Annotated in this window: 9 protein-coding genes; all 9 read left to right on the top strand. The window is 40.1% G+C overall.

The genetic code is table 11. The annotated features are described in order from the left end of the window. Positions 1-5 precede the first annotated feature (5 nt). Positions 6-1,412, top strand: coding sequence for a dihydrolipoyl dehydrogenase (lpdA, locus tag IGJ99_RS06090; RefSeq protein ID WP_010735668.1), 1,407 nt, complete (start codon positions 6-8; stop codon positions 1,410-1,412). 168 nt (positions 1,413-1,580) lie between these two features. Next, complete coding sequence (locus IGJ99_RS06095) at positions 1,581-1,856, top strand: UPF0223 family protein (protein ID WP_010735667.1); 276 nt, start codon at positions 1,581-1,583, stop codon at positions 1,854-1,856. A 4-nt stretch (positions 1,857-1,860) separates the two neighbouring features. Then, positions 1,861-2,628, top strand: coding sequence for an inositol monophosphatase family protein (locus IGJ99_RS06100; protein ID WP_062806242.1), 768 nt, complete (start codon positions 1,861-1,863; stop codon positions 2,626-2,628). Positions 2,629-2,975: 347 nt separating this feature from the next. Further along, complete coding sequence (gene typA, locus IGJ99_RS06105) at positions 2,976-4,805, top strand: translational GTPase TypA (RefSeq protein WP_010735665.1); 1,830 nt, start codon at positions 2,976-2,978, stop codon at positions 4,803-4,805. Positions 4,806-5,309: 504 nt separating this feature from the next. After that, positions 5,310-10,430, top strand: coding sequence for an LPXTG cell wall anchor domain-containing protein (locus IGJ99_RS06110; RefSeq protein WP_438770680.1), 5,121 nt, complete (start codon positions 5,310-5,312; stop codon positions 10,428-10,430). Between the two features lie 434 nt (positions 10,431-10,864). Then, positions 10,865-12,643, top strand: a complete 1,779-nt coding sequence (gene recQ / locus IGJ99_RS06115; protein WP_010735662.1) for a DNA helicase RecQ — start codon at positions 10,865-10,867, stop codon at positions 12,641-12,643. 97 nt (positions 12,644-12,740) lie between these two features. Beyond that, positions 12,741-13,043 carry a YlaN family protein gene (locus IGJ99_RS06120; protein ID WP_010735661.1) on the top strand — a complete coding sequence of 101 codons (303 nt, stop codon included), beginning with the start codon at positions 12,741-12,743 and terminating at the stop codon, positions 13,041-13,043. Positions 13,044-13,045: 2 nt separating this feature from the next. After that, positions 13,046-14,212, top strand: a complete 1,167-nt coding sequence (locus IGJ99_RS06125; protein WP_010735660.1) for an FtsW/RodA/SpoVE family cell cycle protein — start codon at positions 13,046-13,048, stop codon at positions 14,210-14,212. A 21-nt stretch (positions 14,213-14,233) separates the two neighbouring features. Beyond that, complete coding sequence (locus tag IGJ99_RS06130; protein WP_375152230.1) at positions 14,234-17,662, top strand: pyruvate carboxylase; 3,429 nt, start codon at positions 14,234-14,236, stop codon at positions 17,660-17,662. Positions 17,663-17,666 lie beyond the last annotated feature (4 nt).

Raw genomic sequence — 17,666 nt, forward strand, 5'->3', positions numbered from 1 at the left:
AACAAATGGTAGTTGGAGATTTTGCTGTTGAATTAGACACAGTTGTAATCGGTGCGGGACCTGGCGGCTATGTCGCTGCCATCCGCGCTGCTGAAATGGGCCAAAAAGTAGCGATCATTGAAAGAGAATATATCGGCGGCGTTTGTTTGAACGTTGGTTGTATTCCTTCTAAAGCGTTGATCGCAGCAGGTCATCATTATCAAGAATCACTTGATTCATCGATGTTCGGTGTAACAAGTGAGAATGTCTCACTAGATTTTACAAAAACACAAGAGTGGAAAGACAACAAAGTAGTGAAAACATTGACTTCAGGTGTCGGCTACTTGTTGAAAAAACACAAAGTTGAAACGATCGAGGGCGAAGCATTCTTCGTAGATGATCATACATTACGTGTGATCCATCCGGATTCTGCTCAAACTTATTCATTCAACCATGCTATCGTTGCGACAGGTTCTCGTCCAATCGAAATCCCTGGATTCAAATTTGGTGGTCGTGTCTTAGATTCTACAGGTGGATTAAGCCTAACAGAAGTTCCTAAGAAATTCGTCATCATCGGCGGCGGGGTAATCGGTGCTGAACTTGGTGCGGCTTACGCAAACTTAGGTTCTGAAGTAACGATCCTTGAAGGTTCACCACAAATTTTACCTACGTATGAAAAAGACTTGGTGAAATTAGTGGAAGATGACTTCAAGAAAAAAGGCGTAACAGTCATTACAAATGCAATGGCTAAAGAATCAATCGACAATGGTGATAGCGTAACTGTAAAATATGCAGTAGACGGAAAAGAAGAATCAGTAACAGCTGACTACGTGATGGTCACTGTTGGACGTCGTCCGAATACTGAAGACATGGGCTTAGAACAAGCTGGTGTTGAAATCGGTGAACGTGGCTTGATTCCAGTTGATAATCAAGGACGTACAAATGTACCTAACATCTTTGCAATCGGCGACATCGTTCCAGGCGCTGCTTTAGCACATAAAGCAAGTTATGAAGCAAAAATCGCCGCAGAAGCAATCTCTGGCAAAAAAGTAGCAGTTGACTACAAAGCAATGCCAGCTGTTGCCTTTACTGATCCTGAATTAGCATCAGTAGGGATGACGATCAAAGAAGCAAAAGAAGCCGGACTAGAAGCAACAGCTTACAAATTCCCATTCTCAGGGAACGGTCGTGCTTTATCATTAGGTAAAACAGAAGGCTTTATCCGCTTAGTGACAACGAATGAAGACAATGTCATCATCGGTGCGCAAATCGGTGGAGTTGGAGCAAGTGATATGGTTTCTGAACTTGCTTTGGCAATCGAATCAGGTATGAACGCTGAAGATATCGCATTGACGATCCATCCACATCCATCTTTAGGTGAGATCACAATGGACGCAGCTGAATTAGCTTTAGGCTTACCGATCCATATTTAATCATTCAACTAAATGCAACTTTCTCTGAGAAGAGAGAGTTGTGTTTTTTTATACTCTAAATAGCGACTATAAAATTATTATGTAAACTAAAATAGAGCAAAACCACTTGGAAGAAGTCTTCTTTCTATGATAAACTGAAAGGGATGAATAGAATAGGAGATAATATCTATGAATGAGTATCAATATCCATTAGACTTGGACTGGACCACTGAAGAAATGGTCATCGTGATGAACATGTGGGAAGCCCTCGAAAAAGCGAATGAACAAGGAATCAATAATCAGGAATTTCTATCAACCTATCAACAATTCAAAACAGTGATCAAATCGATCGGAGAAGAAAAACGGTTAGGACGCGAGTTTGAAAAAGCTTCTGGCTATTCGCTATACCGTACTATTCAAGAGGCAAAGAAGAACACCAACAAAATGCTAAAAATGAATGGGTGAGACGATGGAGAAAATGATTGAGGAAATAATTGCCTGGTTGGCAGCAGCAAAAGAAAAGATCCTCCATGCACAAAATGAGCAACTAACAGTTGCAGAAAAAACGAATCGTAAAGATCTAGTGACAAACATGGATCGAGAAATCCAAGCATTTCTGATCAATAAAATCCATTCTGCCTATCCTCAAGCAAAAATTTTGGCAGAAGAAGAAGGATACAACAACTTATCTGATTTGAGTGGTCAAGTCTTTATCATTGACCCCATTGATGGTACGTTGAACTTCGTGGTACAAGGAGAAAATTTTTGTATCATGCTTGCTTATTACGAAGATGGAGTGGGACAGCTAGGATTCATCTATGATGTCATGCGAGATGAATTATACTGGGGCGGTAAAACGATCGGTGTTTACAAAAATGATGTGAAATTACCCCAACCGCAAGACCTTCCATTAGACAAAGGATTAGTAGCAATTAATAGCTATCTCTTCGGTCATGATCGATTCAACATCCATGCGATTGGTGAACAAAGTATCGGTGTTCGGATGTGTGGCTGTGCAGGCTTAGAATTGATTGCGATGTTAAAAGGCAACCACATCGGCTATATCTCTAATCTAAGTCCCTGGGATTACGCGGCTGGCAATGTCTTGTTGAAAGAGTTCGGTATGCGATATAGTGGGTTTTCCGGTGCACCATTGAGTTTCAGTGGCAGAGAATATTATTTAGCCGCAACTCCAACCGCCTATGCGACCATACTTGACATGCTTCAATTGGATTGATTATTTTTCTAGCTTTGAGATACATCCATCAAAAAAGTTCTTATAAAATAAGTGGGGGACGATAAAATTGCTTTTTTGAGCAATGTAATCCTTCGCTTATTTTTTTGATCGATGATAGTATCGGAACAGTCATTTATAGAAGATGCTAATGGAAAAGTTTTTGTAATGACTTTTTTTTACATAAATTCGGATTTTTCGTGCTGTTTTGATTAGAAAAAGGGCGAATTATTAATTTTCTCGAAAAAATGAAAACATTTCACTATATTTCATGAAAAAAGTTTGGTATAATAAACAGTCGAGTAAAATTGCCCTGTGATAAAGAATCGATAAAAAAGGAGTTACTTAAATTGAATAAAAGAAATGACATCCGTAACGTAGCGATCATCGCCCACGTCGACCACGGAAAAACAACATTAGTTGATGAACTATTAAAACAATCTGACACATTAGACGCCCACACTCAATTACAAGAACGTGCGATGGACTCAAACGCACTTGAACAAGAACGTGGAATCACAATCTTAGCGAAAAATACAGCTGTTGATTATAAAGGGATTCGCGTCAATATCATGGATACACCTGGACACGCGGACTTCGGTGGTGAAGTAGAACGTATCATGAAAATGGTAGACGGCGTTGTCTTAGTTGTAGATGCCTATGAAGGCACCATGCCTCAAACACGTTTCGTATTGAAAAAGGCTTTAGAGCAACATATCACACCGATCGTTGTTGTAAACAAGATCGACAAACCATCCGCTCGTCCTGAGTATGTGGTAGATGAAGTCTTAGAATTATTTATCGAATTAGGCGCAGACGATGATCAATTGGATTTCCCAGTGATCTACGCATCTGCTTTGAACGGAACATCTAGCTTATCCGATGATCCAGCGGACCAAGAACCAACAATGGCACCGATCTTTGATACAATTGTCGAAGCTATTCCTGCACCAGTTGACAATAGCGATGAACCTTTACAGTTCCAAGTATCATTACTTGATTACAATGATTATGTTGGACGTATCGGTATCGGCCGTGTCTTCAGAGGGAAAATCAAAGTTGGTGACCAAGTATCACTGATCAAACTTGATGGCACAGTGAAGAAATTCCGTGTGACAAAATTATTTGGTTTCTTTGGCTTACAACGTTTAGAGATCCAAGAAGCTAAAGCTGGTGACTTGATCGCTGTCTCAGGAATGGAAGATATCTTCGTTGGGGAAACAGTTACACCAGTCGATCATCAAGAAGCATTACCGATTTTGCATATCGATGAACCAACATTACAAATGACTTTCTTAGTCAATAACTCTCCATTTGCTGGACGCGAAGGAAAATACGTGACATCACGTAAAATCGAAGAACGTTTGATGGCAGAATTACAAACAGACGTTTCACTTCGTGTTGAACCAACGAATTCACCAGATGCTTGGACAGTTTCAGGTCGTGGTGAACTTCACTTATCGATCTTGATCGAGAACATGCGTCGTGAAGGTTATGAGTTACAAGTATCACGTCCAGAAGTTATCGAAAGAGAGATCGATGGCGTAAAATGTGAACCATTTGAACGTGTTCAAATCGACACACCAGAAGAATACATGGGTAGTGTCATCGAATCATTGAGCCAACGTAAAGGTGAAATGCAAGATATGGTTCATACAGGAAATGGTCAAATTCGTTTGACATTCTTGACACCTGCTCGTGGATTGATCGGTTACTCAACAGAATTCTTGTCAATGACTCGTGGTTACGGAATCATGAACCATACATTTGATCAATACTTGCCAATGCTTCCTGGCCAAATCGGCGGACGTCACCAAGGTGCGTTAGTATCCATCGATACAGGTAAAGCAACAACGTATTCAATCATGAGTATCGAAGAACGTGGTACTGTATTTGTTGAACCAGGGACAGAAGTCTACGAAGGTATGATCATCGGTGAAAACAGCCGTGAGAATGACTTGACAGTCAATATCACAAAAGCAAAACAAATGACTAACGTTCGTTCTGCGAACAAAGACCAAACATCAGTCATCAAAAAACCAAAACAATTAACACTTGAAGAATCATTAGAATTCTTGAACGACGATGAATACTGTGAAGTAACACCAGAAAACATCCGTCTAAGAAAACAAATCTTAGAAAAAAATGCGCGTGAAAAAGCATCTAAAAAGAAAAAATAATAATTTTGACCGAATCCTAGAGAAAGCTCTGGGATTCGGTTTTTTTGTTATATAGGATCGATCATCAAGTCAAACATAGTTATTCAATTAAATACTAGCTAAAAGCTGTTGGTGAACCGCTTTTCTCTATCCGATGTTTTTTTAGTATAGTAAAAATAAATCATAAAATTATACGATTTCTTGATGGATAAGATTAAATAACACTATTCTTTCAATTTATGCCAATTAACATGGAAAAAATGGCGTTATCAAAAAGTGTATTTAGGTTTAGAGTTAAAGTGGGAAAGTTCTAATAGAATAATACTAATGATGGAGGATGAATAAAATGTAAAAAAGAAAAAATAAATGACGTTATAATAAAATGAAGCTTTGCTTTTGAATGATCATTAGAAAAAAGGAGGAGTATAGAAGACTCAAGATGAGAATGATTGCTTACTCAATTGAAGATTTTCTAAGACTTCTCCGAATATACTTGTAGAATAAATGGAGGTAAATCTTAGAAAAATGAAAAAGACAAAAATTCTGAATAGCCTGATGATTATCGGCTTGGTGTTAGGAAGTATGAATGAAGCTGTTGTACAAGCAATTTCGAGCATAGAGTCAAAGACTGAGAAGACATCATTGGTTGAAAAAAAACAACCCTCAGTAGAACCAAACAAAGAAGAAGACAAAATAAACAACAAAAAAATAGCTATTAAAGAAGAAAGTAATGAACAACCAATTGAGAAAAATAAAAGGACTAGTGCTAAGAATAATAATCCGAGCGATAATTTTGATAGTGTTAGCAACGGTAATTACTTTAAACCGACTACTGATGCAACTTTACTGAAAATTGGTGAAGAGCAGGCAGTTCGAGTGCAATCAGATTTGTCAAAAACAACTTTTAATATTTCTGACTTGCAACACGAGAAAGACGACAGCTTTGAAGTTTTAAATTTTTCTAAGAGTATTTTTCCGAATGATAAAGGAATGGTTATGTGGCCATTAGGTGGAGGGCGTAATGATATCTATTGGACGCAAGTAGATTCTAACAGTGGAATTTGGCGGATGCGCCTATACGCTTCAATGGCTTCAACAAGCGAGCCTTATTTAAATGCAAGATTTACTCGACTAAAATACGGTTCTGTCAGTGGGAATGAAGTATTTGTCTTTCCAAGAGTGGCTTATCTATCGAATCCTACATCTAATGTTAACGATGTGAAACCATTTCTCATGGCAGCTACATTTGAAGTACGGTTACCGACTGCTGAAGAGGAAATCGGTAAAATTGTAGCAACTGCCAAAGAAGGTACACATAAACTCATGCAAAATACTCAACCGATCCCTAATCCAGAAACTTATCTAGATGTAAAAAATACACGTGGAAAAGTTGAATATAGTTGGAAAATAGCCCCTGATACAACGAAAGTAGAAAAGCAAGATACGAAGATTTTAGTAAAAGACGAGTCGGGTAGAGAAATAGAAGCAGTAGTTCCAATCACTGTAGAACCTCTAGCTGTAGAAATCGAGGGAAAACCAGGACCATTTGACATTTATCAATATGATAAATTGCCAGATGTGACTGAATACTTTGAAGTAACAAATCTGTATGGTACCTATACGCTAAAATGGTTTGATGATGTGAATACTGATTCGCCAGGCGAACAAACATGGCGAGCAAAAGTAACAACTTCTGATGGACGTGAAGCAACTGCTTCGATTCAGATGGATGTGACGCCACATGAGGGCTTAAAGGTTAACCTCAAATCAATTGAAGATCGAAAACTCGGTTATAATTATCCAACATTTGCAACAAACTTTAGAGATTATATTGATTCGGTCACTATGCATGGTGAACCAGTCGAATTAAGAGATCTTGAATTTATTCCACAAGAAAGTGTGGAGGCAGATTATCGGATAGGTGGTCTTCAAACGCTCAAATTGACAGTTCAAACCAAGCATCCAAATAGCGGTGTGATGATTAAAGGAACTGGTGAGGTAACACTCAATGTTCTTTGGGACCACTCGATTTTGATGAAATCAATCAATGGTGAATCAGCTGGATCATTTACTTTAAGAACAGATAATTCAGGAAATGAGACGGCAAAAGTTGTATTTGGGATGGGGATACCAACCTCAATAAATACGGCAGTTGGTCCGCAGAGTTCCCCATTTTCGCTATATTATTCGTTTGAAGTTTTACGAGGCGAAACAGTCGTTTATAGCCAAGAAGTGACAAATCGCGCAACTTGGCAGCAAATCATGGATAAATTTGGAGATTCTACTGGAACGATCGATGTCCGTTATGGTGATGTCATTAAGATATATCATCCAGAACGAACGCCTAATAGTTCAGTCTTGATGATTGACGAACAGGAACAGGATTATACATATGATACGGCGTACGCCTACTACAAGATTACTCCTTATGGATTTGATCCATTCCCCTTGCTAGAAGCAGAAGCTTCACAAAAGAGTTTTGTTTTAGGCGAGAACACTAAGACAATTGATCCAGCTTCATTAATAAAGAATGTAACGATCAATGGTCGAGTAGTTGATAGTAGTTTATACGAAGTGGAATCATTGATCGATTTTGATACAAGTAGTATTGGAACAAGAAAAATGAAATTGAAAGTCACGATGAATGATGGACTTTCAGCAGAGGAATTCGAAGTCGATTACCAAGTCAAATGGGGCAGCACATTTGTGCTAAAAGGCTTGGGGGATGAGACGGTTGGCGCATTTAGTCTGCTAAAAGAAAACGATCAATGGGCATTGCATGCTAGTCAAGGTGTAAGTGGGACGGACTTGAGTCAACCGGTGAATAATCATTTTGGCCGAGACATTTACTATGGTATTGAGGTGATCGAAAATATTACTACCAAATACCAATATAACGTGCTAGGAAATCAATCGATTAGAGATGGGATCGAAGGGTTCAATCAAGGAAAACCATTAGACGTCAAACAAGGCGACGTCATCAAAGTGTATCATGCAGAACCAGCAGGTAATAGTTTATTGATGCAAGATGAATTGGCCAAAGACTTTACAATGGGCTCAAATGATGCCTATTACGAAGTCACAGAGCATGGGCTAGAACCGATCCTCGCGATTTCTACGGATACTAAACCACAAGAATTTAGTCTAGGTGATGATGCCACAGAGATTGATGGAACCCAACTGATTAATTATGTGACGATCAACGGTACCGAGTTAACACCGGATCTATATACAGTGAAGCAATTAGGAAACTTCGATACAACCACAGTTGGTCAAAAAGAACTTGCTATCCAATTTGACACAAAAGATGGGGTAGTATCAAAAGTCATCACAGTGCCTTATGAAGTGAAATGGGGCAGAACGATCGTGATGAAATCTAGCACCGGTGGTTCAGCAGGTGTTTTCTCACTGCAAACTACTAATACGACAAGACAATTGAAAATCCATCATGGGTTTGACTCGCCATTAGACGAGCGCTTAGGAAACGATCAAGACCTCTATTATTCAATTGAAGTCCTACGGGGTGAAAGAGTCCATTATAGTCAAGAAGTCCCAGGTCGTGTCACGTTACAAGACGTCATCAACAGCTTTGGAACTAATGGTACTCAAGCTGTCACTGTCCAGTTAGATGATGTGATCAAAATTTATCACCCGCAAAAATCTCCTGGTAGCTCGGTACTGATGGTCGATGAACTAGAAGAGGACTTCACGTATGGTTCAGATTATGCGTATTACAAAGTAACGACTTATGGTTTTGAAGCAATGCCAGTCATGGAAGTCCATACAGCTAATAAAGCCTTTTATCTCGCGCAAGATGTGACTACTGCAGCTGATGCTGAATTAATTGATCGTGTGACGATCAACGGCAAAACAGTCGATCCAGAGGAATACACGATCGAAAGACGTTCAGAAATCGATACGACAACGATAGGAAATAAAAACGTCTCTATGCGTGTGAAAATGAACGATGGTTTATCTAGTGTGCAACTTGAACTGCCTTATCAAGTCAAATGGGGAAGTACATTTGTTCTGAAAGGCGAAGAGAAAGAAGGAAAAAGAGGCATCGTCGGTTCTTTTAGCCTGCTTGATCAAAATGATGAGTTGGCTATCTATGCCACGAAAGGCGAAGATGAAACAGAACTTAATGCGCCAGTCAATCCTGCCTATGGTCGGAATGCCTATTATCGAATCGACATCCTAGCAGATCCTAAAAATAAAGCAAATAGTTTATTTCCCGATAACATCAAATATACTTATGAAGTGGCAGGTAATCAAACGGTTCGTCAAGCAATCGAAGGGTTCAATAATGGCCAATCATTACCTGTGGAAGAAGGAGACATTTTCCGTGTCTACCATGCAGAAACAGATAACCAGAACTTACTGATGTGGGATGATATCGTCAAAAACTATACAGCTGGGTTGAATTACGCTTATTATGAAGTCAAGAATGGCGAGTTTGAGCCGATTACGATGATTTACGCAGATGTTGCTAGTCAGGAACTCGTATTAGGTGAGGATACCAGTGAGGTAGACGTGACAACGTTGATTGAGAATGTTGCATTCAACGGACAGAGTTTGAACACAGAGCTTTATAAAGTAGAACAAATGGGAGCGTTTGATACCCATACGACAGGAGAAAAAACAGTAACGGTAAAAGTATCGACAGCAGATGGTGTTTCTTCGACTGACATCGAAGTGCCTTATGAAGTGAAATGGGGTAGCACGATCCATTTGAAAAATCGTAAAGGTGAAACGGTTGGATCGTTTGGTTTACTTAAAAACAGCAAACAAATTGAAATCCAATCTGTCCAAGGAACCGATCAAACAGTATTGAAGAATCGAGTGAATGAATACGATGACACCGAAGTATATTATGGAATCGAAATTCTCAACGAACGTAAGCAAAGCAAATATCAATACGAGGTTCGTGGCACACAAACAATCGAGCAAGCCATTTCACGTTTTAATACTGGTAAATCACTGGCGGTGACCCCAGGTGATATCGTGAAGGTTTATCACGTAGATACTAGTAACAATTTATTGATGGCAGAAGAGAACGAACGAAACTACACCTATGGCAGTAATTACGCGTATTATAAGGTAACAGATTATGGTTTTGAGCCTACAGGTGAGTTAACAGTTGAACCTGCTCAGCCTTCTTTTGCACAAGGCACTGAAAGAGTTGACCTGAAATCGTTAGTAAAAGAAGTGAAAGTCAATGGGCGTGTAATACCTAAAAACGTCTATACTGTTTCTTTAGATGGAACATCTGAAATCGATACAGAAACTATGGGCAGTCGTTTTGTTTCTCTCGATGTCAAAGTGGATCGGAGTTATGGGAGTTTATCTACTCGTACAGAATCTTCATATGAAATCGTTGAACCTGGACAAGAAACAGCGCCAGGAGAAGAGGACGCTAATGCAGAAGATGGTACTGGTACATCCAACGACCCAGATGCAGATGGAATTTCAGCAGAGACTGGTTTAGGCGAGGGTTCCGCAGCCGAGGGTGATGAGAGTAAATTGCCACAAACCAATCAAACCATCAATCGAGTACTGCCATATATTGGTGCATGCTTCTTACTAATAGTAGGATTTGTTTTTTGGAAACGAAAAATGTCTAAGAAATCGTTTGATAAACAGTAACGGATAGTTAAAATGACAACGAAGCAGTTGAAAGAGCGAAGTGATAATTACTTTGGCATTCTTTCAACTGTTTTTTTATGATCACTAAAGGAGTCACGGACAAGAAATATAAAAATAAATCCTATGAGCAAAAATCAAAATTCTCGTAATAGGAAGTCAATCATTAGCTGTGGAGAACTTAAAGAAACAAAAAATGAAAGCAAGAACGGCAAGATGAATTTTTTAAAGAACTTTTAAAAAACTCAAAGCGCTCTGTTTTTGGTTTCACAAATGGTGTTTTGTTTCACGGAGTTAGGCTTGCTCTTATGAGCAGACAGAAGTAGAATAGATAGTACATGTCTGATGAATCATTTGAGAAAATGCGTAATTAATAGTTAGATGAAAGAAGTAAAACTTGAAAGTGTAAAAACAAACAGAAATCGAGGAGGCCGCATGTGGAGCAGTTATTAAAAAAATATTTTGGATATGAGCTTTTCCGCCCAGGCCAAAAAGAAATCATTGAAAAAATCATGGCTCAAGAAGATGTCTTGGGTATCATGCCGACTGGAAGCGGAAAATCAATATGTTATCAGCTACCTGCGCTAGCCTTGGAAGGGGTGACGATCGTCGTTTCTCCCTTGATCTCTTTGATGAAAGATCAAGTGGATGCTGCGAATCAACTGGGGATCGCTGCTACGTTTATTAATAGTTCATTAGAAGGATATGAAGTGGCACAACGTTTTCGTTCATTAGATGAAGAAAAGTATCAATTGTTATATGTTGCACCAGAACGTTTTATCATGCCTGATTTTATCCAAGCGATGAATCGTTGGTCCGTTCGCTTGATTGCCATTGATGAAGCCCACTGTATCTCGCAATGGGGGCATGATTTCAGACCCAGTTATTTACAGATGGCGAATATTTTAGAAGGTATTCCTCAGCGTCCGCCCATCGTGGCCTTGACAGCAACTGCTACTGTCCCTGTAGCGACAGATATCAAAAGACTTTTAAAAATCCCTGAACAGAACCATATTCAAACTGGATTTGCACGAGAAAATCTGAGGTTGCAGGTTATCAAAGATCAAAAAAAAGAACAATATTTGGTCGAGTATTTAAAAGTGAATCAAAATCAATCCGGCATCATTTATGCCGCGACTAGAAAAGAAGTGGATCGACTATATCAGTTGTTGGCGAAATTTGGTTTTTCCGTTGGCAGATACCACGGCGGTATTTCAGAAAGGGAACGGACGGAAATGCAAGAAGCTTTCCTCTATGATCGTATTCAGCTATTAGTAGCAACGAACGCTTTTGGAATGGGGATCAATAAAAGTAATATTCGTTTTGTCATTCACTACCAAATACCAGGTTCATTAGAAGCATATTATCAGGAAGCTGGTCGTGCCGGAAGAGATGGCTTACCTAGTGAAGCCATTTTGCTATTTGCGCCACAAGATGTGCAAGTCCAAAAGTTTTTTGTTCAACAATCGCAACGTGAGGAAGCACAAAAACATAAGGAATACGACAAGATCCGAGCAATGACTGAATACGTCCATATCGAATCCTGTCTGCAACAATATATTCTTTCTTACTTTGGAGAAGCAAGCGAGCCTTGTCAGCGTTGTGGCAACTGTCTTGATGATCGTGAACTTGTCGATGTGACCACAGAAACGCAAATGGTTTTGTCTTGTTTGAAACGAATGGGTGAGAACTACGGAAAACAATTACTGATGAAAGTCCTTGCCGGATCAAAAGATCAGAAAATCAAACAGTTACAGTTTGATCGATTGTCTACGTATGGTCTACTAAGGAATCTGTCACAAAAAAATATATTACAGTTGATCGACTATCTGATTTCAAGTGGCTACTTACTTGCGGCTAGTGGTGAATACCCAATTTTGAAAGTCAGCGATCTTGGGGTGCAAGTGCTTATGGGAAAAGTAACTGTCCACAAAAAGGAACCCCAAAAAGTGCAACAATTGTCGCATGACGAAACAGATGGCCTATTTGAAGTATTACGCCAGTTACGGACTGATTTAGCTGTTGATGCAGGTGTTCCGCCGTATGTTGTTTTTTCAGATGCGACACTCAAAGAAATGAGTCAGCATCGACCAAATGACCGATTGGCACTTCTCCAAATCAAAGGGGTAGGGCAAAGCAAGCTTGATAAGTACGGTGAAATGTTCTTGCAGGCAATCAAAAATTTCCAAGAAAGCGCTACGCCAAGTGACAGTTAAAAAACCTAAAAAAAAGCCTAGATAAATCTAGGTTCTTGCTCAGTTATCGCGTAAAATATGCTATAATGAATGAACTTAGAAATGGAGGGAAAGGCAAATGGATTCTCTTTCAAAAGAGACGGCACTCAATGTGTTGATTGATGAGGCAGATCGCATCAAGCGTTTGATCCAAAATCAAACAAACAGTCTTTGTATCTCGCAGTGCAAAGCCTTTGAAGAGGTAGTCGATACACAAATGTATGGATTTTCTCAACAAGTGAGTTTTGCGATACGTGTAGGGATCATTGAAAAAAAAGAAGGGCAACTGATGCTCAGTGAGTTAGAACGTCAATTGAATCACTTATACAATGAAGTTTACCGAGAAAATTATGATAAAAAAGAAAGTGGCAAGGGGGAATAAGCTTGCCGAATAAAGTGAAAAAAAGGCATCTGTTGGATTACAGTATTTTGATTCCATATTTGATTTTATGTATCATCGGGTTGATCATGGTTTATAGCTCCACCTCCTACTTGCTATTAGCAAATGGGAGCAATCCAGCGTCATCAGTCATCAATCAAAGTATTTTTTGGGTGCTTAGCTTGATCGTTATTGCACTCCTATACAAAATGAAAATCGGTGTATTGAAAAATCAGCGATTGATCATGGCGGCTATCGCAGTCTTGACGATTTTATTATTGATCGTCTTATTTTTTGGGGAAGAACGTAATGGTGCAAAAGGTTGGCTTGAAATTGCCGGATTTTCTATCCAGCCCGCCGAATACCTAAAGATCATTGCCATCTGGTATCTTTCCTTTACTTTGTCACAGAGACAAATGAGTGTGCAAAAAAACTTCATTGCAACGGTCAAACGACCTTTATTGTTAGTACTTGCCTTGACAGTGTTAGTGGCAAGTCTACCCGATTTTGGGAATGCAACGGTTATTTTTTTGATCATCATCGTGTTACTATTAGCTAGCGGCGTCAATTATTTTTACACCTTGATCGTCGGTGTCGGAGGAATCATTTTTAGTGTAGTAACAATTTGGTTGATCAACGTGACCCAAGGGAAACTTTTCCCTGGTCGCCTACAATATATTTATCATCGTTTTGAGATTTTTCAAAACCCTTTTACTGATGAATTGAATAACGGACACCAAATGGTGAATGGTTATTATGCGATGTTCAACGGTGGTCTATTCGGTCGCGGATTAGGGAATAGTATCCAGAAAAAAGGATTTCTACAAGAAGCGCAAACCGACTTTATCTATGCCATCGTAGTAGAAGAATTAGGAGTGATCATGGGTATTTTGATCTTAGCTTTATTGATGTTCATGATTGCGCGTATCATCTTAGTGGGCATCCGCTCAAAAGATCCATTCAATTCTTTGCTATGTATCGGGATCGGTTCGATGTTTCTGATCCAAGTATTTGTCAACCTTGGCGGGATCACTGGGATCATCCCATTGACAGGGATCACATTCCCATTCTTGAGTCAAGGTGGTTCGAGTTTGCTGATGCTTTCGATCTGCGTAGGTTTCGTCCTGAATATCAGCGCAGATGAGAAACGGAAGAGTTTAGGTATTTACTAAAATTGACGTAGGAGTGATTCGATGAGAAAAGTTTTGGTAGCTAACAGAGGAGAAATTGCTGTACGGGTATTTCGCGCGTGTACAGAATTAGGGATCCAAACTGTAGGTGTCTATGCAGAAGAAGATGAATATTCCGTTCATCGCTTTAAAGCGGATGAGGCATATCTAGTTGGTAAAGGAAAAAGACCGATAGATGCGTATCTTGATATTGAAGGGATTCTTGAGATTGCTAAAGCTAGTGGAGCGGACGCGATCCATCCCGGTTACGGATTATTATCTGAAAACTTACACTTTGCCACACGGTGCAAAGAAGAAGGCATCACTTTTGTTGGGCCAGAACTTCATCATCTTGATATTTTTGGCGATAAGATCAAAGCGAAAACAGCAGCAATCGAAGCTGGTATCGCATCGATCCCTGGGACAGATGGTCCAGTAGAGTCAATTGAAGAAGTTTTATCATTTGCTGAACGTCATGGCTATCCAGTCATGATCAAAGCAGCATTAGGCGGTGGCGGTCGTGGGATGCGTGTAGCATATGACGAAAAAGGCGCTCGCGAAGGATATGAACGTGCAAAAAGCGAAGCGAAAGCTGCTTTTGGTAGTGATGAAGTCTATGTTGAAAAGTATATCGCTGATCCGAAACACATCGAGGTCCAGATCTTAGGGGATACCCATGGAAACATCATCCATCTCTTTGAACGGGATTGTTCAGTCCAGCGGCGTCATCAAAAAGTCGTAGAAGTTGCTCCTTGTGTTTCGATGAATGAGCAACAGCGTCAACGTATTTGCGATGCCGCTGTCCAGTTGATGAAGCATGTGGGATATGTCAATGCAGGGACAGTCGAATTTTTAGTGGAAAATGACGAATTTTATTTTATTGAAGTCAATCCACGTGTCCAAGTGGAGCATACGATCACTGAGATGATTACGGATGTCGATATCGTGACGACGCAATTATTGATTGCACAAGGAAAAGATCTGCATAAAGAAATCGGATTGCCACAGCAAAGTGAAATAAAAATCAAAGGTTCAGCCATCCAATGTCGGATCACAACGGAAGACCCATTGAGTAACTTTCTACCAGATACTGGTAAGATCGATACGTATCGCTCACCAGGTGGGATGGGCGTCCGCTTAGATGTAGGGAATGCCTATGCAGGTTACATCGTTACCCCATATTTTGATTCGCTTCTAGTAAAAGTTTGTACCCATGCGGCTGATTTTGCAACAGCGATCCAAAAAATGGAACGTTGCTTGAGAGAATTCCGTATCCGTGGAGTGAAAACAAATATTCCATTTATGTTGAATGTCATCTTGCACCCAGAATTTCAATCAGGACAAGCTAAAACGACGTTCATCGATAGTACCAATGAATTATTTGACTTCCCACGCTTACGTGACCGTGGAAATAAAACGATGAAATACATCGGAGAAATCACAGTAAATGGTTTCCCTGGCATCGAACGTGGTGAAAAACCATATTACGATGCACCACGTATACCAAAAGAGCTGATCACTCGTCCGGATTACATCACAGCAAAAAATGTTTTAGACAAAGACGGCGCTTCTGCATTAGTGGATTGGGTCAAACAACAAGAAAATGTGTTATTGACAGATACCACGTTTAGAGATGCCCATCAAAGCTTATTGGCTACTCGTGTGCGCACAAAAGATTTCAAAGAAATCGCGCGATTGACTGGTGAAGGGCTTCCTGAGCTGTTTTCAAGCGAAATGTGGGGCGGTGCGACATTTGACGTCGCCTATCGTTTCTTGAATGAGGATCCATGGAAACGCCTGAGAAAGATTCGCTCCTTGATGCCAAATACTTTATTGCAAATGCTCTTTAGAGGATCGAATGCTGTCGGCTACTCCAACTACCCAGATAACGTGATCGCTGAATTTATCAAAGAAGCAGCGACACAAGGCATCGATGTCTTCCGGATCTTTGACAGTCTGAACTGGGTACCGCAAATGGAAAAGAGTATCCAAGCCGTTCGTGATACAGGGAAAATTGCAGAAGCGACGATTTGCTACACAGGTGATATCAATGATCCAAGTCGTGCGAAATACAATGTGCAATATTATAAGGACATGGCAAAAGAGCTGGAACAGTTAGGCGCTCATCTGATCGCAATCAAAGATATGGCAGGACTGTTGAAACCGCAAGCTGCTTATCGCTTGATCAGTGAACTGAAGGCGACAACGGATCTACCAATCCATTTACACACACATGATACGAGTGGCAATGGCATCATCACTTACTCAGCAGCAACTAAAGCGGGTGTCGATATCGTCGATGTAGCGATGAGTGCGATGAGTGGAAATACTAGCCAACCAAGTATGAGCAGTTTGTATTACGCTTTGGTCAATGGTCCACGTGTACCAGAAATCAATATTGAAAATGCGCAACAGTTGAATCACTATTGGGAAGATGTTCGCATGTATTACAAACCATTTGAGAATGGCTTGAATGCACCTGAAACTGAAGTTTATATGCACGAAATGCCAGGTGGACAATACTCGAACTTACAACAACAAGCCAAAGCAGTTGGCTTAGGTCATCGTTGGGATGATATCAAAAAAATGTACCACACAGTAAACTTGATGTTTGGTGATATCGTCAAAGTCACGCCTTCTTCTAAAGTTGTAGGCGATATGGCCTTGTTCATGGTCCAAAATGAGTTGAGCGAAGAAGACATTTACGAAAAAGGCGAGACATTGAGTTTCCCTGAATCAGTCGTTACCTTCTTCCAAGGTGAATTAGGCCAGCCAGTAGGCGGGTTCCCAGAAAAACTCCAAAAGATCATTTTGAAAGGTCGTCCAGCCATCACCGAACGTCCAGGATTGTTCGCTGAAACAGTAGACTTCGAAAAAGTCAAAGCAGAATTAGCTAAAAAGATCGGCTATGAACCAAAACAAGAAGAAGTCTTGAGTTACTTGATGTATCCACAAGTCTTCTTGGATTATCAGACCGCTTATAATCAATTTGGCGATGTCACATTACTGGATACACCGACTTTCTTCCAAGGGATTCGTTTAGGGGAAACGGTCAACGTTCAAATCGAAAAAGGCAAGATCCTGATCATTCGTTTAGACGAGATCGGTGAACCTGATATTGAAGGAAATCGTGTGTTATTCTTTAATTTGAACGGTCAACGAAGAGAAATCACCGTCAAAGATACGTCGATCGTCAGTGCGGTAAAAACTAGACGAAAAGCAGAACCAACCAATCGCGAACAAATCGGTGCGACGATGTCCGGTTCAGTTTTAGACGTCTTGGTGAAAAAAGGCGATACGGTCAAAAGAGGCGATACATTGATGGTTACTGAAGCAATGAAGATGGAAACGGCCATTGAAGCACCATTTGATGGAGAAATCGCACATCTCTATGTTGTTGCTGGCGATCCCATTGCCTCAGGAGATCTATTGATCGAAGTTACAGAAAAATAAGAAA

Source organism: Enterococcus sp. AZ095b, from assembly GCF_051714725.1.
In the GTDB taxonomy this organism is placed as follows: Bacteria; Bacillota; Bacilli; order Lactobacillales; family Enterococcaceae; genus Enterococcus_B; species Enterococcus_B pernyi.